This window comes from Paenibacillus dauci, assembly GCF_000971985.1.
GTDB classification, from domain to species: domain Bacteria; phylum Bacillota; class Bacilli; order Paenibacillales; family Paenibacillaceae; genus Saccharibacillus; species Saccharibacillus dauci.
Genome location: NZ_LAQQ01000001.1, coordinates 920259 through 946144, shown reverse-complemented (window position 1 = coordinate 946144; position 25886 = coordinate 920259). Strand labels below are relative to the sequence as shown.

Below are 25886 nucleotides of genomic sequence, written 5' to 3'. Positions count from 1 at the left end.
GAATACGATTTATAACGACAACCAGATATCACATCATTAGCTGTAATTTATGAGTACAAACTACCCTACAGGAGTGATTGAAGCTATGTTAAAAGTCGGATTGCAATTATACACAGTACGCGAAGATCTGGAACGCGATTTTGAAGGAACTATTGAGAAAGTAGCTGCTCTGGGCTATCAGGGTGTAGAATTTGCTGGATACTATGGCAGAACAGCAGAACAGGTCAAAGCGCTGCTGGACAAACACAATCTGGAAGTCGTAGGTGCGCATACGCCGTACGTGGATTTGCTGGAAGATGCACAGTCCCTGATTGATTTTAACAAAGCTATCGGCAATCGTTATATTATTGTTCCTTATCTGGCAGAGGAGCAGCGTAGCAACTGGCCGGAGATTTTCGAAAATCTGCGTAAACTGGGTGAAATTTGCAATAAAAATGATGTGGTATTGCTGTATCACAATCATGATTTTGAATTTACTGAAAAAATTGGCGGACGTACCGTACTTGATGCCATGTACGAAGAGATTCCTGCCGACCTGATTCAGGTAGAGCTGGACAGTGCATGGGTAGAATACAGCGGTCATGACGCGGTTGAATATATTAATAAATATGCGGGTAGACTGCCGATCGTGCACTGGAAAGACTTCAAGCGTACCGATGATGGTATCCAAATGATGGAACTGGGTGAAGGCGAAGCGCCTGTAGCACGTATTGGAGATGCAGCAGATAAAGCAGGAGCAGAATGGATCGTAGTGGAGCAGGATAACAGCCTGCAGGCACCTATGCAAAGTATTGAACAAAGCATGAACTGGGTGAAAAGCTATGGCGCCAAGGGAGGCGTCGTGAATGTCTGATCGTGCACTCAATATTGGTATTATCGGCTGCGGAGGGATTGCCCAGAACAAGCATCTGCCGAGCCTGTCCAAGCAGCCACTGGCTAGAATTGTTGCCTTCTGTGACATTGTGGAAGAACGTGCTTCGGAAGCAGCCGAGCAGTACGGTAGCGAAAATGCCAAAGTATATACTGATTACAAGCAGCTTTTGGAAGATGAGAGTATCGATGTTATTCATGTCTGCACACCCAATGATTCTCATGCGGTGATTACAGTAGATGCACTCGAAGCCGGCAAGCATGTGATGTGCGAGAAACCGATGGCCAAGTCAACGGCTGAAGCTCGCACCATGATAGAAGCCGCAGAGCGTACAGGCAAGAAATTGTCCATCGCTTATCAGAATCGTTTCCGTGATGATACTCTTTATCTCAAACAAATGGTCGAGCAAGGTGATCTGGGCGATGTGTATTATGGTAAAGCACTTGCACTTCGCCGCCGTGCAGTTCCTACATGGGGAGTATTCCTTGATGAGGAAAAACAAGGCGGAGGACCACTCATCGATATCGGTACTCACGCACTGGATATGACACTGTGGCTGATGGATAACTACAAACCCAAAAGTGTAATGGGATCAACATTCCATAAGCTGGGTTCCCGTCAAAACGCTGCCAATGCTTTTGGTCCATGGGACCCCGAGCAGTTCAAAGTAGAAGATTCGGCTTTTGGATTTATTACTATGGAAAATGGAGCGGTTATTTCTCTGGAATCCAGTTGGGCAATCAATCTGCGCAAGTTCGCCGAAGCACAGAGCATACTGTGTGGTACGGAGGGCGGAGCCGATATGACAGATGGACTACATATCAACGGCGAGAAAAATAGCCGGCTGTATGACAGCAAAATTGATATGGGCTCCGGCGGAGTAGCTTTCTATTCCGGGGGTTCCGAAAACGAATCAGACCGTGAAGCGAGAATGTGGCTGGAAGCTATTGTAGAAGACAAGGAGCCTCTGGTAAAACCGGAACAGGCTCTGGTCGTGACACAGATTCTCGAAGCGATCTATGAATCGGCTCGTACGGGCAAAGCCGTTTATCTGGAATCCTGAATATAGCAGGAAATATGGATTCTCTAGCCATTTAGGGTAAATTTTATTTAAAAAATTCGCCAAAAAGCAAACTTTTCACCTTTACTTTACGTATTAATAGATATAGAATCTTCGCGGCAGCAAATATTGCATTATATTCACCTTACCACTAAAAACAGTTGAACCAGGAGGATGAACGAATGAAATTAGGCGTATTTATGGTATTGCTTAACAATATGGGCTTCGAGGAGGCGCTGGACTATGTAGCTGCAAAAGGTGTCAAGGCAGTCGAGATCGGTACCGGTGGTAATCCGGGTAACGTACACTGCAACACCGATGAGCTGCTGGCTGATAATGGCAAGCTCAAAGCATTCAAACAGGCGATTGATTCGCGCGGTCTGATCATTAGCGCACTGAGCTGTCATGATAATCCGCTTCATCCGCAAAAAGCGATTGCCAAAGAAGCACATGATTCTTTCATCAAATCCGTACAACTGGCCGAGAAGCTGGAAGTACCGGTCGTTAATACATTTTCCGGATGTCCGGGTGAGAGTGATGATGCCAAATATCCCAACTGGCCTGTAGCACCATGGCCGAATGATTACCGTGAACTGCTGGATTGGCAGTGGAACGAGAAAATTATTCCTTACTGGACAGAGACAGGCAAGTTCGCTGAACAGCACAACGTCAAAGTCGGTCTGGAACTGCATGGTGGATTCTCCGTTCATACACCAGGTACGCTGCTGCGTCTACGTGAAGCAGCTGGTGAAGTGATTGGAGCCAACCTTGATCCGAGTCATATGTGGTGGCAAGGCATCGATCCGGTAGCCGCAATAAAAATTTTGGGGAAAAATGGCGCAATTCATCACTTTCATGCTAAAGATACGCTTACAGATACCGATAATATGAATATGAACGGTGTAACGGACATGCACTCCTACGCTGAGATGCAAGATCGTGCATGGCAATTCCGCACCGTAGGTTATGGCCACGATGTAAAAACGTGGGCTGATATCGTCAGTGCATTAAGATTAGTTGGATATGACTACGTCGTTAGTATAGAGCATGAAGACGGACTGATGTCCGTAAATGAGGGTTTCACTAAAGCCGTCCATAACTTGCAGCAGGTGATGATCGAAGAAGAACTTGGCGAGATGTGGTGGGTCTAACAACAGGGAGGCAATAATAGTATGATTAACGTAACAGTCTGGAATGAGTTTGTACATGAGCAAATCCGCGACGACGTCAAAGCTGTATACCCGGATGGAATTCACAAAGTACTTGCAGACGGATTGACCAAAGAAGGGTTCGCCTGCCGCACAGCAACACTGGATCAGGATGAGCATGGTCTGACAGAATCCGTTCTGAACTCTACCGATGTTATGCTGTGGTGGGGACACACTGCACACGACCTCGTTGATGATGATATTGCTGAAGCCGTTGTAAGACGTGTTCAGGAAGGCATGGGATTGATCGTGCTGCACTCCGGACACTTCTCCAAACCGTTCAAGCAATTGATGGGTACCAGCTGCGATCTGAAATGGCGTGTCGCAGACGAACAGGAAATTCTGTGGTGTGTTAACCCGAATCATCCGATCTCGCAGGGTGTCAATCCATCGATCACACTGGATAAAGAGGAAATGTACGGCGAGTTCTTCGATGTACCGGCTCCGGATGAGCTGGTATACCTGAGTAACTTTGAAGGTGGCGAAGTATTCCGCAGCGGTTGTACCTACCGTCGTGGTCATGGTAAAATCTTCTACTTCCGCCCAGGTCATGAGACGTATCCTACGTACTACAACCAGGATATCATGCATATCATCTCCAATGCAGTACGCTGGGCACAACCAGCAGAAAATGCCCGTCCTGCATTTGGACGGACTGAGCCAAAACGTACGATCGGTGGTAAAGTACTGGTATAGTATTTTATAACTATCCAGCCAGAGCATTTTTAGCATAATAGACAGGCTGAATACGTTCTTCGGTCAACCGAAGAGATTTAATCATACTACAGCAACCTTGTTGATTGTATCCCATTGTACACGATTGCCGGTAAGCCTTGCTTGTATGTTGAAATTCAAACCATAGCAATAACACAGAGTACGTCCGCAGAAGAATAGCGGGCGTACTTTTTGCGTAAGCAGATTGCAAAAAATTGGGTAAATAAAATATGTATACAAATTAGCCTTTAACTTGTTAGACGCGATGTTCAACGAAAAAGATTTTTTTGTAAAGTGAAATATTATACAAATTATCCGGTAAATGGGGTGTGGATATGTTAAACCACAATGAGTCAGACACGCATATCGGACCTGCACCGCTATCTCCGGAACTGGTTCATGCCTGCCTGGAGAGAGTCAAAGATCTGAGATTGGAAGGATTCCTGACCGGATTTGGTAAATGGCCCGGCAGATTGATGATGGTAGGAGAAGCACCGGGAGCGACAGAAGTGCAGAATGGAAGACCTTTTTCCGGTCAGGCGGGCAAGGTGCTGGATGGTTATCTCGATGCACTGGAAATTACAAGAGACGATTTGTACATTACCAGTTCGGTACGCAGCCGTCCGTATAAGGATAAACCCGTCAAAGGAAATCCGGATCGTCTCAGCCGTTCCAATCGAACACCGACCCGGGCAGAAGTACTGGCCTTTGCTCCAATTCTTGATCAGGAAATTACTATTGTACAGCCGGAGATTCTGATCACACTGGGAAATATTGGTCTGCAGCGGCTGCTGGGAGATGGATATACCATTACTGCTGTACATGGACAGCCGATTTACAGCAAGATTCAGCAAGTGGAAAGAGATTATCCCGAAAAAGGATATTTTTGGTCCGAACAAGAATATTGTATTTTTCCTATGTATCATCCGGCGGCTGTGCTGTATAATAGATCATTGACCGATGTTATTGACGGTGATCTCAAGCAGCTACGCGAACTGATTAGTCAAAAATCGCAGATAGCTGAACATCAGTGATGATCATAATGTTTTCGTTTTCTTATTAGGTAAAATGTGTTAAAATATATATGCTAACTAATTGTAAGCTTACATCGAATTTATATATATACAAAGCTTACGACAACCCATTATTGTGCTATGGACGGATGAAGAGGTGAAAAGACATGGAACAGCATCAATTGGGATTATGCCCTCGCTTTGAGACCGCTTTTTCTTTTCTAGGAAAAAGATGGAATGGTCTGATTATTCAGTCTCTGATGAGCGGACCAAAACGTTTTAAGGATATCTCGAATCTTATTCCGATGATGAGCGATAAAATGCTTTCGGAGCGAATGAAGGATCTGGAGGGAAGCGGTATTTTGACTCGCCAGGTATATCCGGAGACACCGGTACGAATTGAGTATGAACTGACTGACAAAGGTCGGGCGCTTCAACCCGTTATGGAACAAATCCAGAATTGGGCAGAGCAGTGGGTGGATTAATACTTTACACCTCCATCCGGGCCGGCAGACGCTGTCTCAATTAAAAAGCTTTCCGCTTGGTATTTATCAGCGGAAAGCTTTTTTGCATGTACCTTGTTATATAGTTATTCGCGCAATTGGTCAACGCCGGGGAGAGAAGTCGGCGTAATCAGATCCGGCAGATTTCTCGTGGGCAGAGTTCACAGTGACATACTTCCTGCAGAGCTTCCATATCATGAATAATGATCATGCCATGCTCATATTCAATCACGTCTTTTTTGCGCAGATCACTAAGCATACGGTTAACACTTTCACGCGTAGCACCGATCATATTGGATAGATCCGTATGGGTGATTTTTTTGTTAATCAGGATCGATCCATCTTCATTATAATCTTCACCGTACGTATTGCTGAGACGAATCAGCGTCGAGCAGAGTGCCCCTGGTTTGCCATAGAGCATAAGGTCACGTACTTTGGTCTGGGTAAGGCGATGATGCGTACCCATCCATTTCATAAAGTCGATAGCAAAGTCACAGTGCTGGCAGATAATCATCTCCAGGTCTTTGTGCTCGATAACCGCAACTTCTGTGTCTTCGAGAGTCTCTGCCGTAAATCCGAGTCGTGTACCGGAGAACGGATCAGCCTGTCCGATCATGTCACCAGACTGATACATATATAGGATAAGTTCTTTACCTTCATCGGTTGATTTGGTTAGTTTGACGCGACCACTTTTGATAAAGTAGAGCTTGTCGGACAGATCGCCTTCCCAGAATAGATGCGACCCCGAAGGAATGCTGCGCTCTGTCGCATAGGCCAGCATACGCTCCATATTCATCTCCGAAAAACACGATGTATTTCCTTCGACGTTATTGTTCATGATCTCTGCAAATTTATTCATGTTCGTCCTCCCCTTCATCTCCCAATTATACGCGAAAATAATCGGATTGCATCATGTTTTAAGGAAAAATTTACTAAATTAAATTGAATTTATATTCCTTTAAATTAATGCTTCTAATAGTATGGTCATCATCGTTTTTAAATTTAAACTTTGTGATTATTTTCACTTATATTATAACGCGAGTTAGTTCAAAATGCAAAAAGAAAAAAGAAGATGATTAAGTTTTTAAAAATAAAAATTGATTGTGAAAAAAATCACATTATGATTTATATCTCTATGCTATGATCAGTGCGTAGACAGAAAGCACCACACATTCTGAGGAGGATGAGAGAAATGGCTGTTAAAAATGATGCCACTCGCACCGTAGAAGTTACTGCACAGGAAGAAATTCAAAAAATGATCGACAAAGCAAACAAAGCACAAGCCGCATTTATGAAAATGAATCAGGAACAAATTGATGAAGTTGTACAGGCCATGGCACTTGCCGGACTGGACAAGCACATGTATCTCGCCAAGCTGGCTGTTGAAGAAACAGGCAGAGGGGTATATGAAGACAAAATCACCAAAAACATCTTTGCGACTGAATATATATATCACAGCATCAAAAACGAAAAAACAGTTGGTATCATTGAAGACAATGCATACGACAACTTCCAGAAAATCGCTGAACCGGTTGGCACAATCATGGGGATCACTCCGGTAACCAACCCGACATCAACTACAATGTTCAAAGCGTTGATCGCTATCAAGACACGTAACCCAATTATCTTCGGTTTCCACCCATCTGCACAACAATGCAGTAAAGAAGCTGCAAGAATCCTGCTCGAAGCAGCTGTCAAACATGGTGCTCCTGCAGATTGTATCCAGTGGATCGATAATCCTTCCATGGATAAAACGAATGCATTGATGAATCATCCTGATGTAGCATTGATTCTGGCTACTGGCGGTGGCGCAATGGTCAAAGCAGCTTACAGCTGCGGTAAACCGGCACTGGGCGTAGGTCCTGGTAACGTACCTGCCTTTATCGAGAAAAGTGCGGATCTCAAACAGGCTGTAACCGACCTGATCCTGTCCAAATCGTTTGATAATGGTATGATCTGTGCATCCGAACAAGCTGTTATCATCGAAGAGCCCGTATTCGAGCAAGTGAAAAAACTGATGATCGACAATGGCTGCTATTTCCTTAATAAAGAAGAAGTTGGCAAACTGACTGCAGGTGCTATGAATGTAGAGAAATGTGCAGTCAACCCGGCAATCGTCGGTCAACCAGCAACCAAAATCGCTGAAATGAGCGGTATCACTGTTCCGCCAGGAACCAAAATCCTGGTTGCCGAACTGGAAGGCGTAGGCACCAAATATCCATTGTCCGCTGAAAAATTAAGTCCTGTACTGGCTTGTTATAAAGTAAAAAATGCAGAGCAAGGTATCGAGCGTGCTGCACAGGTTGTTGAATTCGGCGGTATGGGTCACTCTTCGGCGATCCATTCCAACAATGATGAAGTCATCCAGAAATTCGCAGATCGTCTGCAAACCGGACGTATCATCGTGAATTCTCCTTCGACACATGGCGCTATTGGCGACATTTACAATACGAACCTGCCTTCCCTGACATTGGGCTGCGGATCGTATGGACGTAACTCGACATCTTCTAATGTAACAGCAGTCAATCTGATTAACGTGAAAAGGGTGGCGCGTCGTACCGTGAATATGCAATGGTTCAAGATTCCTTCCAAAGTATACTTTGAAAAAGGTTCGACTCAATATCTGGCTAAAATGCCAAACATCAGCCGTGTTATCATCGTTACTGACCCAATGATGGTACAACTGGGATATGTAGAAAAAGTAGAGCACTATCTGCGTCAACGTCAGACACCAGTAGCGATCGAAGTGTTCTCCGATGTAGAGCCGGATCCATCGACGACTACAGTAGAACGCGGTCGCCAAATGATGGAACGCTTCCAGCCTGACTGCATTATCGCACTGGGCGGCGGATCACCAATGGATGCTGCCAAAGGCATGTGGCTGTTCTATGAATACCCTGATGTAGAATTCGATAACCTGAAACAAAAATTCATGGATATCCGCAAACGGATCTACAAATATCCACATCTGGGACAAAAAGCGCAATTTGTTGCTATCCCTACCACTTCGGGTACAGGTTCGGAAGTAACATCGTTCGCGGTTATTACAGACAAAGAAAAAGGTAACACCAAATATCCTCTGGCAGACTATGAACTGACTCCAGACGTAGCGATTGTAGACCCTGAGTTCGTCTACTCCCTGCCACGTGTAGCTGTAGCAGATACCGGTATGGACGTACTGACTCATGCGATTGAAGCGTATGTATCGAACATGGCTAACGATTACACTGATGGTCTGGCGATCAAAGCGATCCAACTGGTATTCCAATACCTGGAGCAATCCGCACTGCAAGGCGACAAACTGGCTCGTGAGAAAATGCATAATGCTTCGACGATAGCTGGTATGGCCTTTGCAAATGCCTTCCTGGGTATTAACCACAGCTTGGCGCACAAATGGGGCGGACAATATCATACTGCACACGGACGTACCAACGCGATCCTGATGCCGCATGTTATTCGCTACAATGCGAAAAAACCAACCAAATTCGCATCGTTCCCTAAATACTCGCACTTCATCGCTGACGAACGTTACGCTGAAATTGCCCGTATCCTGGGACTGCCAGCACGTACTACCGAAGAAGGTGTAACCAGCCTGATCAACGCTATCCGTGATCTGAACCGCAAACTGGGTATCCCTGAATCGTTCGAAGCACTGGGCTTTGATGCCAAAGACTTCGAAGCACATGTCGATTACCTGGCTGATCGCGCATTTGAAGATCAATGTACAACTGCCAATCCTAAAATGCCGCTGGTGACCGAACTGGCTGATGTATACCGCAACGCTTTCTACGGTAAATTTGAGTAAGACCATAGATCGACGCAAGCTGCTTATAAATAGCAGCAAGCCGCATATAATTGTATAACGTAGTTTATTGATAATCGGGATTGCTTCCATTTAGCTGCTGTACGCAGAGGGTGGGAGCAATTCTTTTATTATTTCGTCTAGTCGCATATCATTGGGCTGCAACTGCAACTTTTAATGTTGAACTTATAAATAAATGTATGGATGGGTCTGGTTAATGGGAAGGGGAGGCAGCAAGCGCTCCGGTAAGGGATTCTCCTTCCGGCCTCCGGTTAAGAATGGATATGTCTGAATCACCGCTTGCAGCGGTACATATCCATTCTTAAATATCGGCTTGAAGGAGAATTCCCTTATCTTCGCTGCGAGTAGTCTAGTTTATGAATAGCTGAATTCATTTGCAGCAGTATATGCATTCGTGCTAATTAATTCATACCGGAGAGGGGGTGATAGATGGAAATTTAGCATGATGAAAATAAAATGATGTTGCACCGTGCACCTTTTAATGATGCAATAAGCACGGAACGGAAGAAAGGAAATAAGAGCAGTGACGACATTTAAGCCTGGAGATTCACCTTTTCTCTAACATTTCAGAATCTCCAGGCTTAACAGGAGGAGCAGCTCTTGTTCCTTTCTGGAGTGGTGAATTAGTGCTGTATGAATAGCGAATCAGTAGTGAATAATCATTTTAACAAATCGTCTTATCATAAATTAAGCGTTCCAGCCATATTTCTGCAGAGGACAAATCTGTAAAGTATTCCTTCCAAAGCAATGGTGCAGCCATAACTCTATCGCTAATTTTCTTCAAAGTGATGTATTATCATTTTGAACACTTTAAACTTGCAACAACTGTATCTCTATTTCAATACCCGCTGTACTGCTGGTTGGCTGGAGTGGGCAACAAAATGGTGTTCTGTAATCTAGAACTTCAGCTGCAGCGTGCCAATCTGTTATATATTTTAAATTATGCTGTACCAGTGACAGAAAGTGATAAAAATCATATTTTGTCTCTTTTTTTGTGATATATGTCACATACTCAAATGGGTCTGTCCGTCATAATAAAGACATAGCCGGAGCACACAGTAGCCGGTCCAATGTTTAGTCAAGGTACAGCTACAATATCATTTGTGATTAAATTCACAAATTATGGAGGGATTATCAATGTCGGTAATCGAGAGAAATGTAATGGACCAGTCACAACAGGATGCATGGAGAGGTTTTAACAAAGGGAAATGGACCAACCATGTTGATACTAAAAACTTTATTGATGAGAATATCAATCCTTACCTTGGAAATGAATCATTCCTGGCAGGACCTACTCAAAATACAAATGATCTATGGAAAATCGTATCCCAGCTCTCCAAAGAAGAACGTGAAAGAGGCGGCGTATGGGACGTTGATGTCAATACACCAGGTTCGATCACATCTCATGGTCCTGGTTACTTGGACAAAGAAAAAGAACAAATCGTCGGTGTACAGACAGATGAGCCTTTCAAACGTTCTATTCAACCTTACGGTGGTATTCGGATGGTTATCGATGCTTGTAAAGCTTACGGCTTTGAAGTTCCACAATCCATTGTCGATACATTCACCAATATTCGCAAAACACATAACCAGGGTGTATTCGATGCTTACACTGCAGAGATTCGTGCAGCCCGCAAATCGGGTATCGTAACGGGTCTGCCAGATGCTTATGGCCGCGGTCGTATCATTGGTGACTATCGCCGGGTAGCATTGTACGGTGTAGACTTCCTGATGAAACAAAAACAACAAGAACATGATCAAACTATTGGCGAAGGCATGGATGAAGCAACGATCCGCTTGCGTGAAGAAATCAGCGAGCAGTACCGTGCACTGAATGAACTGAAGCAAATGGCAGCAGCTCACGGTATGGACATTTCCAAACCAGCTCAAAATGCCAAAGAAGCTTTCCAATGGCTGTACTTCGGTTACCTCGCTGCTGTCAAAGAACAAAATGGTGCGGCAATGTCTCTTGGACGCGTATCTTCGTTCCTGGATATTTACATCCAGCGTGATCTGCAAGAAGGCACATTAAATGAAGAAACCGCTCAGGAACTGGTTGACCATTTCGTAATGAAACTGCGTATCGTCAAATTCCTGCGTACTCCGGATTACAATGATCTGTTCAGTGGTGACCCAACATGGGTAACCGAGTCGATTGGTGGTATGGCAGTTGATGGTACAACAAGAGTAACGAAGAGCAGCTTCCGCTTCCTGCATACCCTCTACAATCTGGGACCTGCACCGGAACCGAACCTGACTGTTCTCTGGTCCGAAAAACTGCCAGAAGGCTTCAAAAAATATTGTGCCAAAGTATCGATCGAAACCAGCTCCATCCAGTATGAAAATGATGATCTGATGCGTCCAATCTATGGCGATGACTATGGTATTGCTTGCTGCGTATCCGCAATGCGTATCGGTAAACAAATGCAGTTCTTCGGCGCTCGTGCCAACCTGGCCAAAACGCTGCTGTACGCAATCAACGGTGGTAAAGACGAGAAATCCGGCGCTCAAGTAGGCCCTGAATTCCCGGCAATCACTTCCGAATATCTGGACTATGATGAAGTGATCGCACGCTACAAACCAATGATGCAGTGGCTGTCCAAAGTGTACATGGATGCACTGAACATCATTCACTACATGCATGACAAATACAGCTACGAACGTATCGAAATGGCACTGCACGATCGTGATATCCTGCGTACCATGGCTTGCGGTATTGCCGGTCTGTCAGTAGCAGCCGATTCACTGAGTGCTATCAAATATGCCAAAGTTAAACCTATTCGTAACGAACAGGGCATTGCAGTAGATTTCGAAATCGAAGGCGAATTCCCTTGCTATGGTAACAATGATGATCGTGTTGACCAGATTGCTGTTGAACTCGTTGAAACATTCATGGGTATGATTCGTCAGCACAAAACGTATCGTGAAGCTGTACCTACTCAATCTGTACTGACCATTACTTCTAACGTTGTATACGGCAAGAAAACAGGTACTACACCAGATGGACGTAAAGCAGGCGAGCCGTTCGCACCAGGTGCCAACCCAATGCACGGACGTGACAAAAAAGGTGCCTTGGCATCTCTGAGCTCTGTTGCCAAACTGCCATACGAACACAGCCTGGATGGTATTTCCAATACCTTCTCGATCGTGCCAAAAGCACTGGGTAAAGAAGAAGAAATCCGCAAATCCAACCTGGTTGCCATGCTGGATGGATACTTCGGCAGCGATGCGCATCACCTGAACGTCAACGTCTTTGATCGTGAACAGCTGATCGACGCTATGGATCATCCAGAAAACTATCCACAGCTGACAATCCGCGTATCGGGTTACGCTGTTAACTTTATCAAATTGACACGTGAACAACAGCTGGACGTTATCAACCGTACGTTCCACAATGCAATGTAATAAAAAGGACAAAATGTAATAAAAAGAACAAACAACTTATCAACAAATTACCGCACCAATGCTTGCCAACTGCAATCTTTTAGAAATTGGCGTTTCTCCCGACATAGAGCGGAGAGTAAATGGAATTGCTCAGACGCCGCCTTTGTACCAGGATATCGACTGCTTCAGCAGTCATTCCAGATATCCTGATACAACAAGCGGCAGAAGAGCAATCCATTTACTCGAAGCGGTGTCACTCTAGAAACTTCGCTAATTCCTACCTGAATCTGCTTGGCAAATCACACCATAAGGAAAGGGGCTGAATGATCATGGTAACAGGCCGTGTTCACTCGCTGGAAACATTCGGTACTGTCGATGGTCCAGGTATTCGTTTCGTATTATTTATGCAGGGGTGTCTGATGCAATGCCAGTATTGTCATAATCCCGATACCTGGAATCTGGACGGAGGCAAGGTAATGCAGCTGGAAGAAGTGCTGGCTGAGATTGAACCTTACCTCAATTATTACCGCAGTTCTGGCGGTGGACTAACCGTATCGGGCGGTGAACCGACTCTTCAGGCTCCTTTTGTCAAAGCATTGTTCAAAGCGGTAAAAGAACGCTGGAATCTGCATACTACCCTGGATAGTAACGGATACAATGATGGGGAAAAGATTCACGAATTGTTGGACGTGACCGATCTGGTTATGCTGGATCTGAAGCATATCAATAATGAAAAGCACAAAAAGCTGACAGGAGTATCCAATGAGCGTACGTTGAAACTGGCACAGTGGTTATCGGATCATGACCGCAAAATGTGGATACGCCACGTGTTTGTACCCGGCATTCATGATGCTGAAGAAGATCTGATTGCGCTGGGCGAATTTATCGGTACCCTAAAAGGTGTAGAAAAATTCGAAATCCTTCCTTATCACCAGATGGGCATTTACAAATGGCAGTCGCTGGGCCGCATCTATCCGCTGGATGGCGTGCCTTCCCCGACTGATGAAGAAGTGGAACGTGCCTATCGTCTGATCGAACAAGGACGCCGCCAGGCGACCTGCGTATAACTTTGTAATTCTCCGATATATGCACAAGATACAGGCGCTGTACATGCCGCTGCAATATGGACGTTTTATTGTAAATGATTGGGTCAGAATGCATTCGGGGGGATGCAGGATGAAAATCATAACAGGCATGTGCCGGAAAGAGCCTTTCTGTCCTTTAGGATAGAGAGGTTTTTTCTTGTCTATATCCAATGGAAGTACATGATGATTATAGGGGTCAAGCAGGATAAAGAGAGCTTCTTGTTGTCCTCAGAACATGATCGTATACTGAAGGAGCATAACCAGTCCATGATACAGGGAGGATATACATGAATATGTTTCAGTTATCAGATCTGACGCTTGATCAGAAAATCGGACAGTTATTTATAGGTGGTTTCCATGATATTGTGCCGGACGAACAGGTGAAAATATTAATTGAACAGTATGCTATAGGCGGAGTAATCTATTTTCGCCGCAATATAGGTACACCGCAGCAAATTATGCAGTTATCTACCGACCTTCAGCAGATGGCTACCTCTAGCGAGCTGCCTCCTTTATTCATTTCGATTGATCAGGAGGGTGGCGTGGTCAGCCGAATCGATCGGGAAGAGCTTAGTCTCATTCCGGGCAATATGTCGCTTGGCGCAGCAGATGATCTGGAACTGACGGGGCAAGTGGCTGCTATCAGTGCGCGTGAGCTTCGCATGCTGGGAATTAATCTCAATCTCGCTCCCTGTATCGATGTAAATAATAATCCCCGTAATCCGGTTATTGGTGTACGATCTTATTCGGAAAAGCCAGACAAAGTCGCAGAGCATGGAGCGGCAGCTATTACAGCTATGCAGGCAGAACAGGTTGCTGCAACGGCCAAACATTTTCCTGGACATGGCGATACCGATACAGACTCTCATTATGGGCTGGCTTCTGTGCCTTATGACAGGAGCAGGCTGGAGAGTGTAGAACTGCTTCCTTTTCAGCGTGCTATTGAAGCTGGAGTAGATTTGATCATGTCTGCTCATGTTATCTTCCCGGCGTTCGAACTGGAACAGATCCCAGCGACTTTATCCCCGTCAGTATTGACCGGACTACTACGTGAGCAGATGGGGTTCCAGGGGCTGATTATTACCGACTGTTTGGAAATGCATGCTATTGCCAAGCATTTTCCTATTGCTGAAGCAGCAGTGCGATCCCTGCAGGCAGGTGCCGATCTCCTGCTGATTAGTCATACACTGACCGATCAGGTGGCTGCTATTGAAGCGGTTCGTGCAGCGGTAGCCGAAGGGAGACTGACCGAAGAACGCATTGATGAGTCCGTTCAGCGAATTTTATCACTTAAGGCAAGAAGGGAAATGAATCAGCCTATTCGGAAAGATGCTGACCAGGCAATTCGCCTGCATACCTCTGAATCGGAAAAGGTGCTTCGTGAAGCTGCCTTACGCAGTATCACCGTTGTCAAAGATAATGGACAGCTGCCGCTGTCAATCAAGCAGCAGGGGCTGGTCATTTGGCCGCAGGTGACCCGGGAGACCGAAGTGGATGAACCTGCTGGTCATCAGACAAGTCTGGCTGAGGCACTTCGTGCATACCATATAGTGACAGATGAGATGATTGTAGATGCCGAACTGGAAAATGCGCAGATTGAACAGGTGATGCATCGTGCACAGACAGTAGACTTTATCCTGATGGCAACCTATACGTCAGCCGGTGAGCTTCCGGCAGGGCAAGCTCGACTTACTGCGGCACTTGCAGCATTACCCGATATTCCGGTCATCGTAATATCGGTACGCAATCCATACGATATGAATCACCTGCCCGAAGTGGATACGTATATCTGTTGTTATGAAAATCGTAAATACACCATCGAAGCACTCGCAGCTGTTTTAACAGGAAACCAGCCTTTCACTGGCAAACTGCCAGTCAGCCTGAATGAATATTATCCTGCCGAAGTATAAACAAGTCATCGTGCTTATCATAAATAGTACAGTTGGATGGGGATATACATTCCCATCCATTTTGACTAATACTTGTCGTAGCTGTCAGCCTATTTGTGTCTAAAATGTGAATGGCGAAAAAAGCGGCAAGCTTTCCTCAAGAACAGAGAAACTTTTTACAAAGTGCTGCGTCTTAATAATGTGTCATTTCGGGGGAATTCTATTTTTATAGATTTAAATTACAGTAGATTGCTACAAGAAGGAGTCGAATAATGAAATTCAAGAAGAGTTTTCTAGTGGCTGTACTCGCCTCTACACAAATCGTTGCGGCATTCCCTGCCAGTCAGGCATTTGCGGCAGAAGGCGATACAGACACGGGTATTGTACAGGACGTGTACGATAATGCCCCAAATACCTATACCGTTCCATCCATCAATCCTACTACAGATACTACCGGGACTGATGATCAGACAGGAGTAGACGACGGCACTACAGATGAGGCTACTTCACCTGCAGATCCAGCGACTACACCAGCTGTACCCGCTACACCAACGCCCACTGCACCTACTACACCAGCTGCGCCTACTACAAGCCAGCCATCTGTAGTAACAGATGTATACTCTGCAGGGCCTAACAAATTGATCTTCATGATGAATTCCAATCAGATTTACCGTGATGGTAAATTGTATTATTCCAACCAGCCGATGACGGTTAAAAATGGAGTATCCTATGTATCTGTGCGTGCACTGGTAGAGCGTGTTGGACTGACGCTTACATATGATTCCAAGACCAAAGAAACCGTTATGAAAAAAGACGGTAAAGAGCTGCGTTTCACAACAGACAGTAAGTATTACACAGTAGATGGTGTACGTACACTGATGAAAGGCCCTTCTTACCAACAGAAAAGTGTATTCATGGTACCGCTGACTTCCATCACGGCTGCACTGAATATTCCATATACAGTACAGGGCAAAATGGTGATCATGGATCTGCAGGTAAAACCTACGGCTTCCTTTACGGTATCGCCTACAGCTATCTATGCTACGCAAACGACTGTACAGTATACAACCAAAACCAAAACACCTGATGGTGGCCCGGTTGCGGATGAACGCTGGACAGGACGCGAAGATATTTTCGCTGAAGCCGGTTCTCATGTTGTAACGTACCAGATCATGGATTCTGCCGGACAATGGAGCGATCCATATACGGTAACAATCAATGTACTACCTCCCAATCAGCCGCCGGTAGCGATGTTCACAACCAACAGTGAATCCTACCGTATGGGTGAAGTTATCAACTATACCGATATGAGTACAGATGATGAAAATGCTATTGATGTAAACAAAACACAATGGGTTAATAAAGAACTGGCATTCTTCACACCGGGACCACAGACAATTACACTTACTGTAACCGATAAGCACGGTGCGACAGGCACATACAGCAAAACAATCAATATTACCAATGACACATTGTATACAGCAGAGCAGTTCTATCCGCTGTTCACACCTATTGGTGATTCTTTCAATATCAATGGTGCCGAGATCCCAACATGGCAGACAATGACTTCTGAAGTAACTTCGGAGCCGGTACGCCTGATCCGCAGTAACAGCCCGGAAAGAACATTATCCGAAGGTATCGTATACCAGGAAAATGCAAGCGGGCCAACACGTATTATGGTTCACCATGTTAATGAAACCGGCAAACGCGTTAAAATGTACGTTATTGCAACCAATACCAATGCAACACCTGCAACCCTGAATATTCAGGATGTAGGTTTTGGTGGGCCTAACGTCTATGCTACTGCAGCAGGTAAAGTTTCTATCGATCGTTATTACAAATCTCTGCAATCCGGTACAGATGCACAGACTGTAGTTGTTCAACCGGGACAAAGTCAGATCATTTTCAATCAACTGAATGCAACAACGATCAAACCAGATAATGTTATCTCTCTATATGGTGATCTGATGAGTGATGCTACTGTTCAATATACAGTAATGATGGTGGATGAAAATGCAGATCCGATCGCTTCCATGGCTACTCTGCCTAAACTGGATCGCGACGGTATCCACAACCGTGGTACGTATGACAATGCAACACGCATTATGCATGTACCTGGTCTGATCGGTAATTCCAATGTACGTATTCCACTGGGCGACAACAACAGTGATCCAAACCTGACAGGTACAGATCCAATGTCCATGACCGAAGCATCCAACGCGGGTAACTTTGGTGTACTGTACAAAATCAAACTGGATATGGTAGCACCAAATACGCTGATTTCCTTTAATGCGCGTGGTGGTCGTTACTCCGGTTACATTTTCGTGAATGGGGTTAGCACACCAATCAAAAATAACGGTGCAGCTACTTCTGCTAACGATAATGTAGTTATCTATCGTACCGGCGCACTGGATACAGAATCTGTAGAGATCTGGTTCACAGCAGCACCAGGCAGTAACTTGCCAGTTAACTTGCTGTTTAATCAGCTGCCAGCCAAAAAGCAGTAATCCATACAAAGAAGTAGTGATTACATGTTGTTCCAACCGAAATGAAAATGCAGCTGCATAGCTGCCTAATATTGAAGCCGGAGTCTGCCATGCAGCTCCGGTTTTTATTTATTCATACCGGGTTGCGCTAAATCAGAATCACCTTTAGAATCAGACTGATGAACCAAAAATATTGTATGCAGAACTCGGCATTATTCTTTTTTTGGTGTATAATAGTTATTATTACGAATAAAATACAAACAATGGTTAAAAATAGAAATGAGCTAGAGCCATGACAGGAGGAGCGACTCATGCTGTCTACTGAGGAAATTATTAATATTATGTCAAAACAGGGACTGCGGATTACTGATCAACGCCGTACGTTGGCCAAACTGTTCGCGGAAGCGCCGGGTTATCTGACAGCCAAAGATGTCTATGAATATATGGGGCAAAAATACAGCGGACTCAGCTTTGATACCGTGTACCGTAATCTGCGGGTCATGCAGGAACTTGGCGTACTGGAGCAGATCGTATTCGAAGATGGTGTCAAATTCAAGAGCCACTGCAGTCAGGATCATCATCACCATCATATGATTTGTTTGCAGTGCGAGAAAACGTACCCGATCGCCTTTTGTCCGATGGATATGACGGATATGCCCGAGCAATTTGAAGTTATTCGCCATAAGTTCGAAGTATTTGGTTATTGCAAAGACTGCCGGATGCAGCTGGGCAATCTGCCGGCAGATGAACAGTCGACTGCCAGCAAAGGCGGAGATGGCAAAGAAGGACCGGCGTTACATCTGAAAACCAGTGTACCGGCTGATCAGACCGAGTATGCGGCAGGCAGAAGCCAGTGAATAAGCCACAGAAATGGAGCCGCCGAGCTGTGCAGGTGCCAATCCATATTTATCGCAAATTCATTTCTCCACTCAAGCCACCGAGCTGCCGATTCTATCCGACCTGCTCCCAGTATGCTCTGGAAGCGATTGAAGTTCATGGAGTGTTCAAAGGCAGTCTAATGGCAGCAATACGTATCGGTAAATGTCATCCGTTTCATCCGGGAGGTATCGATCCGGTACCACCTGCCAAAGAGCGCAGAGATCCTGCATCGGGTCATGCAGCCACTTCTTCATCCGAAGAGCCTGGGCTCATGCAAAGCCGTCGTAATGCTTGACAGCTTCCCAAATAATTAGGTATATTCAATTACACAAGTCACATATACGTTTCCAGTGAATGGATAAGTATACGGGTTAGGCCCAGTACAGAGAGCCGGAGCAGCTGTGAACCGGTCTGGGAGCCGCTGTAGAAGATGGTCCGGGAGGAACTGGAGTCGAGCGCATAACACTCGCTGAGGGTGTGATACGTAAGGCTGCAGCGTGAGCCAGCGTTAATGGCCGGCCTGCAAGGGCCGCTGAGCCTGCTAATGCAAATGAGCAGGGAAGTTGGGTGGTAACACGTGAGTATAAGCTCTCGTCCCATTAGGGACGGGGGCTTTTTGTTGTGCGCTCAGCCTCAGCATCCTGTCGAATATATTGTATTGTACCGGCTTATCTACCGTTATACCGACTGCTGTGTTCGTTGATTCTAACCAAGGAGGAATAATAATGTCTGACAACAAAACGTTCTATATTACAACACCAATCTATTATCCAAGTGACAAGCTTCATATCGGTCACGCTTATACAACTGTAGCCGGTGATGCTATGGCTCGTTACAAGCGTATGAGAGGGTATGAGGTGCGTTATCTGACCGGAACCGATGAACACGGCCAGAAGATCGAGCGCAAAGCCGAAGAGAAAGGACAGACGCCGCAGCAATTTATCGATGGCATCGTAGAAGGGATCAAAAGCCTGTGGAGCAAGCTGGATATTTCCTATGACGATTTTATCCGTACAACCGAAGATCGCCACAAAAAAGTCGTACAGGAAATTTTTGATCGTCTGCTAAAGCAGGGCGACATTTACAAAGGAGAATACGAAGGCTGGTATAGTATTCCAGATGAAACCTATTATACCGAGACCCAGCTGGTCGACGTCGTGCGTAATGACAAAGGCGAAGTAATCGGCGGGAAAAGCCCGGATAGTGGTCATCCGGTTGAACTGGTCAAAGAAGAATCCTATTTCTTCCGTATGAGCAAATATGCGGATCGTCTGCTGCAATACTATCAGGATCATCCTGACTTTATTCAGCCGGAGTCCCGCAAGAACGAAATGATCAACAACTTTATCAAACCGGGTCTGGAAGATCTGGCTGTATCCCGTACGACCTTTGACTGGGGTGTCAAAGTAAAAGACGATCCGAAGCATGTTGTCTACGTCTGGATCGATGCATTGTCCAACTACATTACAGCGCTGGGTTATGGTACAGAAAATCCGGAGCTGTTCAACAAGTTCTGGCCGGCTGATATTCACCTGGTCGGCAAAGAGATCGTGCGTTTCCATACCATATATTGGCCGATCATGCTGATGGCACTGGATATCCCGCTGCCTAAAAAAGTATTCGGTCACGGCTGGCTGCTGATGAAAGACGGCAAAATGTCCAAGTCCAAAGGCAATGTAGTCGATCCGGTAACGCTGATTGATCGCTACGGCCTGGATGCGCTGCGTTATTACCTGCTGCGTGAAGTGCCTTTTGGTTCAGATGGTACCTTTACACCGGAGAGCTTTGTAGATCGTGTCAATTCCGATCTGGCCAATGATCTGGGCAACCTGCTTAACCGTTCGGTTGCGATGATCGATAAATACTGCGGTAGCGTGATTCCTGCTTATGCCGGTCGTGTACTCGAAGTAGACGGACTGCTCGAAGATACGGTTCAACAGACAATCGACAAAGTCGAACAGGCGATGGAGAAGCTGGAATTCTCTGTAGCACTGACAGCGATCAGCCAGCTGATCAGCCGTACCAATAAATACATCGACGAAACCCAGCCATGGGTACTGGCCAAAGATGAAGCTAATCGTGCCCAGCTGGATTCGGTGATGTATCATCTGGCAGAGTCCCTGCGGATTATTTCCGTTCTGCTGCAGCCGTTCCTGACACGTGCACCGAAGCAGATCAGTGAACAAATCGGCGCAACTGCCGAAGAGCTGAACACGTGGGACAGCATCCGTACGTACGGACAGATTCCTGCAGGTACCGGTGTAGTCAAAGGCGACCCGATATTCCCTAGACTCGATGCCAAAGAAGAAGTGGCATATATTGTCGAAGCTATGGGCGGCGTACTCAAAGCAGCCGACGATACAAGCGATCAGGCAGCTACAGAGCAGCAGACCGTCACAGCACCAGCTGCTGAGCCAATCGAAGAAAAGGCAGAAATCAGTATTGATGACTTTGCCAAAGTGGAACTGCGTGTAGCTCAGGTCATTTCTGCTGAACCGGTAAAAAAAGCGGATAAACTGTTGAAACTGCAGCTTGATCTGGGTACAGAGCAGCGCCAGGTGGTATCCGGTATTGCCAAATTCTACACTCCGGAAGAGCTGGTAGGTCGTAAAGTGATTTGCGTAACCAACCTCAAACCGGTCAAATTGCGCGGTGAAGAATCACGCGGTATGATCCTGGCAGCTTCCCATGGAGATCAGCTGACACTGGCTACAGTGCCGGACGGCATGCCTAATGGAGCAGTTGTAAAGTAAAATCGGCAGGCGTATGAGGCGGCTGTCATCATAACCGGAGAACCTTCAATGCATGGTCTTTGCGGCATCATTGAAGGTTCTTTTTATGGTGAAAAACGCTGTTAAAACTTGCCAAGCTGTCTACATTCCATGTATGATTATTGAATGAATTATGTGCCTGATACGTATACTACGGCACTCGTATCACAAATAAGAAAGTGTATGCCAAAGGGGGAGCAAGATGCCAACGCCCAGTATGGAAGATTATTTGGAGCGCATCTACAAGCTGATTGATCAGAAGGGATATGCGCGTGTATCGGACATTGCGGAGGGACTGGAAGTTCATCCTTCATCCGTAACGAAGATGATCCAGAAGCTGGATAAGGATGAATATCTGATTTATGAGAAATACCGCGGACTGGTACTGACCAGCAAAGGGAAAAAGATGGGCAAGCGTCTCGTAGACCGCCATCAGTTGCTGGAAGATTTTCTGGGTATTATCGGTGTGAATCCCGATTATATATATAAGGATGTTGAAGGCATCGAGCATCATTTGAGCTGGGATTCGATCACCCAGATCGAGACACTGGTCGAATATTTCCGTCGCGATCCGGAGCGTGTAGCCGAACTGCAAAGACTGCAAAATGAGCTAATTAGCGATTCATAGGGCAGACATCTGTCGATTATCTGGCAGATGTCTTTTATTTTGTCCGCAACTTTTGAAGAATGAACAGGTCTAATTAAATGAAGTGATTACAAGTGATTTAGCTCTAATATGAAAATAGTCGTAAAGAAGCCAACAGCCAAGCCAATTCAAGCAGGTAAAAGATTTACTGGAGGTACATGGATGAAAATTTATCGGTATTTATCATTATTTCTCGCTATTGTCGTTGTCTTTCCATTGGTGAGCAGTACATTGTACGCCGCCGACACCAACATCAAAATCGTACTGGATGGCAAAGCTATTCAGGGAGACGCTGCTCCGTATATTACCAGTGATACCAATGTCACTATGGTACCGCTGCGCCTGATCAGTGAAAATATGGGTGCCGAGATTGCATGGGATCAGCCAAGCAGTACAGTTACCATTACTCATGATAACGACAAGCTGGTTCTTACAGCCGGACAACCTACAGCTACAGTAAATAGCAAGTCGGTTGCACTGGATACATCGGTGCAGATCAAGAGCGGCCGTGTAATGGTGCCGCTGCGCTTTATCGGTGAAGGGCTCGGTCTTGGCGTTAACTGGAATCAGTCTACTCAGACAGTAACGCTGACAACTGGAGGCGGTTCAGGTTCCAGTACAGGCAGTGCTGATGGAAAAGGAAGTACACTGAATGCTTCACCGTCTACCAAACCGACAGGCAACGGCACAACAGCATCCAAAGAGCTGCGCGGAGCGTGGATCTCTACCGTGTTTAATCTGGACTGGCCAAGCAGCTCCAACGCAGCCAAACAAAAGCAGGAGTTCTCCAAACAGCTGGATGATCTGCAATCCATGGGTATGAATGCGGTTTTCGTACAGGTACGTCCTTCGGGAGATGCATTGTATCAATCGGCAACGATGCCATGGTCCAAGTTCCTGACCGGCACCCAGGGCAAAAATCCTGGTTATGATCCACTGGAATATATGGTATCCGAAGCGCATAAGCGCGGTATGGAAATCCATGCCTGGTTCAATCCTTTCCGGGCAACGACCGATTCCAAGACAGCCACACTGGCTTCCAATCATGTCGTGCGTCAACATCCGGACTGGGTGATTTATTTTGACGGCAAGTATTATATCAATCCGGGTATTCCTGCAGCCCGTCAATCCATCATCGATACCGTAATGGAAGTCGTGAATAACTATGATGTAGATGGTGTCCATATGGATGACTATTTCTACCCATCATCCGAGACGTCTTCCAAGAAATTTAACGATGACAAAGCTTATACTGCTTACAAAGGCAACTCTACAAGCAAAAGTGAATGGAGACGCAACAATATCAACAGTTTTGTCCGTGATCTGGGCAAATCCATTCATGCGTCCAAGCCATCTGTACGTTTCGGGATTAGCCCGTTCGGCGTATGGCGTAACAAATCCAATGATATTACCGGTTCCGATACCAAGGCGGGTGTAACTGCATATGACAGTATGTACGCTGATACACGCACATGGATCAAAAACGGCTGGATCGATTATATCGCTCCGCAAGTATACTGGAGCTTCTCTTTACCGGCAGCTCATTATGATAAGGTAGTAGACTGGTGGGCCAATGAGACCAAGAATACGGGAGTCGATCTGTATATCGGTCAAGCCATTTACAAAATCAACACACCGGAAATTGGCTGGAATACATCCAACGAGATCATTAACCAAATGAAATATAATGAGAAATACAGTAATATCAAAGGCAGTATCTTCTTCAGCTACAAGGACCTGAAAAAGAATCCACTGGATATTGTCAGCAAGCTTAAATCCTATTGGAGTCTGTAATAGTAATCAATATTCACCAACCGATCCGTGTCATAAGCGCAAGATTATCATTATAAATACTAAAAAACGCCCCCTGCGTATGAGCAGGGGGCGTTTTTGGTAAGAAAGATGCTGTGCAAATATCATTTCCAAGTGTATAAAAGTTTGATTAATGAAATTTCGGTACATCCTCATCATCTTTGCCTTTGTTGCCCTGGATGACCTGGAATGGATAATTCTTTTTGGGTTTGCCGGATGGAGATGGAGTGCTTTTGGCAAATGGAGCAGATTTACTCGATGTTTTATACTGGCTTTGCTGTGATTTGAGTTTTGCCATTGTACGTGCAGAAGGCTTTATTTTTGGCTGTTTGCTCATACCGACAGTAGTTCTGGAAGAACGAAGCAGCATAAACGCAATTGCCAAAATAACTACTGTTACAATCAATCCGCCCCAGTTAAAAGTGGCAGGCATGAATATCATCCGATATATCGATGAAGCGAGTCCAATCACAGCCAGCAGTATCATCACGACGAAAATAATCAATTGAGCAGGTGACCTTCTCATTTTTATCATCCTTTCACAGGGTCAGGAGAAACTTCGGGAACTGCAGATGATGCAGACGCATGAGCCAGCTGCGCATCCAGTTCACGCATCCGGTTAAAGGAAGCAATCGATACTTCCAGCTGATCCAGCGTAGGCTCTTTGGTTGTCAGCAGCTGCAGCCAAAGACCCGGATAACCGAGATAACGAAGCACTGGAATATCACGCAAATTATTCGTAAACTTCAAAAATTCAAAGGATACACCAATAACAAGAGGAAGCAAGATAATACGCTGCAGGATTCGTTCAGCAAGTCCATCCCAGGGGAACAAGGAATAAATAATGACGCCGATAATGACCGTCAGAATAATAAAGCTGCTGCCGCAACGGTAATGCAGACGGCTGAATCTTTGTACGCTTTCTGGTGTTAATTCAGCTTTATTCTCAAAAGCGGTAATAACTTTGTGTTCGGCTCCATGATACTGGAACAGTCGCTTGATCAGTGGTGTCTGGGAAATCCCCCATAGATAGACCAACAGCAGTATGATTTTAATAACCCCTTCTAGCAGAGTATGCAAAAACAGGTTATGGAACAGGTTTTTGAACAGTAGACCTTCGAGCATAGCGGGTACGATTGTAAAGATCAGCTTGCCGACGATCAGAGACAACACACCGACTACAGCTACACCCAGAACCATGCTGAGACTTCTTTTGGATTCTTCTTTTTGTTTCTGCTGGGCATATTCTTCGGGGTCCATCTGATCCTCGGAATAGGCATCTGCAGCATAGTTAAGATGCTTGGAGCCTTTGGCGCTGGAATCAATCAGACTGATAATACCGCGCAGAAGTGGAATGCGGCGGAGTGTACGGACCCAGGATTTATCCTGTCTGGGAACTTCCAGGTAGGTGATCTCACCATCTTTGCGTCTTACGGCGGTTACGTTGACGTGCTTTCCGCCAAACATGACGCCTTCGATTACAGCCTGGCCGCCATAGCTGACTGGAGTGGATTGTTTTGGCAAATCGTGTCACCCTTCCATTATTCTTCATCATCCAGGAAGATGATGGTTTCGCTTATTCTATTGCCGGATTCAAAAAAAGTTTGCCGGCTAAGCATTTCTTGTACTACAGACATGCTTGATACTCATATTGTAGCGGATTTTACTTACCATTACCAGAATATGCAGAGTAGGGTCAAAAAGTGAATTATTTAACTGACTATTCTCAAAAATGCGCAGGG

18 protein-coding genes and 1 pseudogene are annotated in these 25886 nt (G+C 45.5%); 16 read left to right on the top strand and 3 right to left on the bottom strand.

Annotated features, from left to right (window positions below):
- Positions 1 to 85: 85 nt before the first annotated feature.
- From WH46_RS11480 to WH46_RS11455, 6 genes are all read left to right on the top strand, one after another.
- The gene (locus WH46_RS11480; RefSeq protein ID WP_017815307.1) at positions 86 to 853 is read left to right on the top strand and encodes a sugar phosphate isomerase/epimerase family protein; all 768 of its coding nucleotides are present in this window, start codon (positions 86 to 88) and stop codon (positions 851 to 853) included.
- Positions 846 to 1934 carry a Gfo/Idh/MocA family protein gene (locus tag WH46_RS11475; RefSeq protein ID WP_017815306.1) on the top strand — a complete coding sequence of 363 codons (1089 nt, stop codon included), beginning with the start codon at positions 846 to 848 and terminating at the stop codon, positions 1932 to 1934. Before WH46_RS11480 ends, WH46_RS11475 begins: the two co-directional genes overlap by 8 nt.
- Before the next feature lie 179 nt (positions 1935 to 2113).
- Positions 2114 to 3082, top strand: a complete 969-nt coding sequence (locus WH46_RS11470; protein ID WP_017815305.1) for a sugar phosphate isomerase/epimerase family protein — start codon at positions 2114 to 2116, stop codon at positions 3080 to 3082.
- 21 nt (positions 3083 to 3103) lie between these two features.
- The gene (locus WH46_RS11465) at positions 3104 to 3835 is read left to right on the top strand and encodes a ThuA domain-containing protein (RefSeq protein ID WP_017815304.1); all 732 of its coding nucleotides are present in this window, start codon (positions 3104 to 3106) and stop codon (positions 3833 to 3835) included.
- Positions 3836 to 4188: 353 nt separating this feature from the next.
- A complete protein-coding gene (locus WH46_RS11460) occupies positions 4189 to 4887 on the top strand; it encodes a uracil-DNA glycosylase (protein ID WP_017815303.1) in 699 nt (232 codons plus the stop codon).
- A 146-nt stretch (positions 4888 to 5033) separates the two neighbouring features.
- On the top strand, positions 5034 to 5351 hold the full coding sequence (locus WH46_RS11455) for a winged helix-turn-helix transcriptional regulator (RefSeq protein WP_017815302.1): 318 nt from the start codon (positions 5034 to 5036) through the stop codon (positions 5349 to 5351).
- A gap of 148 nt (positions 5352 to 5499) precedes the next feature.
- Here WH46_RS11455 and WH46_RS11450 read toward each other — a convergent pair whose 3' ends face one another.
- Positions 5500 to 6228: a Crp/Fnr family transcriptional regulator gene (locus WH46_RS11450; protein ID WP_046226765.1), complete on the bottom strand. Its 729-nt coding sequence runs from the start codon at positions 6226 to 6228 to the stop codon at positions 5500 to 5502.
- 333 nt (positions 6229 to 6561) lie between these two features.
- Here WH46_RS11450 and adhE point away from each other — a divergent pair, with 333 nt between their 5' ends.
- The 10 genes and pseudogenes from adhE to WH46_RS11395 all read left to right on the top strand — a co-directional run bounded on the left by adhE (position 6562) and on the right by WH46_RS11395 (position 24126).
- Positions 6562 to 9174 (top strand): bifunctional acetaldehyde-CoA/alcohol dehydrogenase, encoded by a 2613-nt coding sequence (gene adhE, locus WH46_RS11445; protein ID WP_046226764.1) that lies wholly within the window; start codon positions 6562 to 6564, stop codon positions 9172 to 9174.
- 1155 nt (positions 9175 to 10329) lie between these two features.
- Complete coding sequence (gene pflB / locus WH46_RS11440) at positions 10330 to 12597, top strand: formate C-acetyltransferase (protein ID WP_046226763.1); 2268 nt, start codon at positions 10330 to 10332, stop codon at positions 12595 to 12597.
- Positions 12598 to 12905: 308 nt separating this feature from the next.
- The gene (pflA, locus tag WH46_RS11435) at positions 12906 to 13643 is read left to right on the top strand and encodes a pyruvate formate-lyase-activating protein (RefSeq protein ID WP_046227233.1); all 738 of its coding nucleotides are present in this window, start codon (positions 12906 to 12908) and stop codon (positions 13641 to 13643) included.
- 305 nt (positions 13644 to 13948) lie between these two features.
- Positions 13949 to 15571 (top strand): glycoside hydrolase family 3 protein, encoded by a 1623-nt coding sequence (locus tag WH46_RS11425; RefSeq protein ID WP_082208383.1) that lies wholly within the window; start codon positions 13949 to 13951, stop codon positions 15569 to 15571.
- Between the two features lie 251 nt (positions 15572 to 15822).
- A complete protein-coding gene (locus tag WH46_RS11420) occupies positions 15823 to 18057 on the top strand; it encodes a stalk domain-containing protein (RefSeq protein WP_046226761.1) in 2235 nt (744 codons plus the stop codon).
- A gap of 290 nt (positions 18058 to 18347) precedes the next feature.
- Positions 18348 to 18779 (top strand): annotated as a pseudogene (locus WH46_RS11415) (Fur family transcriptional regulator); the annotation flags it as partial.
- Positions 18780 to 18889: 110 nt separating this feature from the next.
- Positions 18890 to 19210 (top strand): membrane protein insertion efficiency factor YidD, encoded by a 321-nt coding sequence (yidD, locus tag WH46_RS11410; protein ID WP_046226760.1) that lies wholly within the window; start codon positions 18890 to 18892, stop codon positions 19208 to 19210.
- A gap of 430 nt (positions 19211 to 19640) precedes the next feature.
- Complete coding sequence (gene metG, locus WH46_RS11405; protein ID WP_046226759.1) at positions 19641 to 21668, top strand: methionine--tRNA ligase; 2028 nt, start codon at positions 19641 to 19643, stop codon at positions 21666 to 21668.
- A 220-nt stretch (positions 21669 to 21888) separates the two neighbouring features.
- The gene (mntR, locus tag WH46_RS11400) at positions 21889 to 22314 is read left to right on the top strand and encodes a transcriptional regulator MntR (protein WP_017815291.1); all 426 of its coding nucleotides are present in this window, start codon (positions 21889 to 21891) and stop codon (positions 22312 to 22314) included.
- Between the two features lie 180 nt (positions 22315 to 22494).
- The gene (locus WH46_RS11395) at positions 22495 to 24126 is read left to right on the top strand and encodes a family 10 glycosylhydrolase (RefSeq protein WP_052714205.1); all 1632 of its coding nucleotides are present in this window, start codon (positions 22495 to 22497) and stop codon (positions 24124 to 24126) included.
- Positions 24127 to 24274: 148 nt separating this feature from the next.
- Here the strand turns inward: WH46_RS11395 and WH46_RS11390 are convergent, their stop codons facing one another.
- Complete coding sequence (locus WH46_RS11390) at positions 24275 to 24670, bottom strand: hypothetical protein (protein WP_046226758.1); 396 nt, start codon at positions 24668 to 24670, stop codon at positions 24275 to 24277.
- A 5-nt stretch (positions 24671 to 24675) separates the two neighbouring features.
- The gene (locus WH46_RS11385) at positions 24676 to 25668 is read right to left on the bottom strand and encodes a DUF1385 domain-containing protein (RefSeq protein WP_046226757.1); all 993 of its coding nucleotides are present in this window, start codon (positions 25666 to 25668) and stop codon (positions 24676 to 24678) included.
- Positions 25669 to 25886 lie beyond the last annotated feature (218 nt).